3 protein-coding genes are annotated in these 1,305 nt (G+C 39.6%); all 3 read left to right on the top strand.

Annotated features, from left to right (window positions below; genetic code table 11):
* Window positions 1-484, top strand: a 484-nt coding sequence (locus PX636_RS09170) for a WD40 repeat domain-containing protein (protein WP_288116833.1), incomplete at its 5' end; no start/stop codon positions are given.
* Window positions 485-763: 279 nt separating this feature from the next.
* Window positions 764-1,072, top strand: a complete 309-nt coding sequence (locus tag PX636_RS09175; protein ID WP_002754318.1) for a type II toxin-antitoxin system HicB family antitoxin — start codon at window positions 764-766, stop codon at window positions 1,070-1,072.
* Between the two features lie 2 nt (window positions 1,073-1,074).
* Complete coding sequence (locus tag PX636_RS09180) at window positions 1,075-1,290, top strand: type II toxin-antitoxin system HicA family toxin (RefSeq protein ID WP_288116835.1); 216 nt, start codon at window positions 1,075-1,077, stop codon at window positions 1,288-1,290.
* Window positions 1,291-1,305 lie beyond the last annotated feature (15 nt).

Genomic DNA, 1,305 nt, shown 5'->3' on the forward strand with positions numbered 1-1,305 from the left:
AAGCGTTAATTTTAGTCCTAACGGCAAGACTTTGGTGAGCGGTAGTTATGACAAAACTATCAAACTCTGGGATGTAAAAACAGGCAAAGAAATCCACACCTTCGAGGGGCATGATGGCCCTGTCAGAAGCGTTAATTTTAGTCCCGACGGCAAGACTTTGGTGAGCGGTAGTGATGACAAGACTATCAAACTTTGGGATGTAGAAACAGGCCAAGAAATCCGCACCCTCCATGGGCATGATAGCCGTGTCAGAAGCGTTAATTTTAGTCCCGATGGCAATACTTTGGTGAGCGGTAGTTGGGACAACACTATCAAACTCTGGAAGGTAGAAACAGACTCGAATTTATTGAATTTAGATGCTTTAATGGGGCGTAGTTGCGATTGGGTGCGGGTTTATTTGCACAACCCTAATTCTGATGTTAGGGAGGAGGATAGGGGTTTGTGTGATGGGATTGGGGGTAAATCGTCAGTATCAGGATTTTGAGGATTAGAGGATTTTCAGGATGCTCAATCTTAAAAGATTGTCAGGAGTTTCCAAGTAAATAATCCAGTTAATCCTAAAATCCCGTTAATCTTGGTTTAGACTTCTTTGTGAGGATACAGAAGGATTATAGGGCGATGCAGAAGAGTTGTAGGACAATACAGAAAGATTGTAGGACAATGCAGGACTTAAACGCTTTAATGGGGCGTAGTTGCGATTGGGTGCGGGTTTATTTGCACAATCCTAATTCTGGCGTTAAGGAGGAGGATAGACATTTGTGTGATGGGATTGGTGAGGAGAAGTGATAATATAGTTACATATTATGGAGATTTAGAGAAGAAAATGATCTTACTCAATTATTGTGAAAAAGCTTTACAAAAAGCACAATACAAAAGGCTAAATGACGGTACTTGGTTTGCTGAAATAGAAGGCTTTCAAGGCGTTTGGGGAAATGGCTTGACCGTTGAAGAATGCCGTCAAGACTTACTAGAAGTTCTAGAAGAATGGATCATTTTAAAATTACAAGATGGCGACCCTTTACCTATCATAGATGGATTAGAAATTAAAGTTACAACAGTTGCAGAAGTTTAGTTATGCCATCAGCAATTTCTCGCAGAAAATTAATCAGAAAATTGAAAGCTTTAGGTTACACAGGGCCTTTTTCTGGTAGTAAACATCAATTTATGAAAAAGGGTCAACATAAAATTCGCATCCCTAACCCTCATGGAAATCAAGAAATCTCTACAGATATAGTTAAGGAAATTCTCAAACAAGCGGGTATTAGTGATGAAGAATGGGACAACAGTTAAACAGTATTGGTTATA

The organism is Microcystis sp. M53598_WE2 (assembly GCF_030067735.1).
GTDB classification, from domain to species: Bacteria; Cyanobacteriota; Cyanobacteriia; order Cyanobacteriales; family Microcystaceae; genus Microcystis; species Microcystis aeruginosa.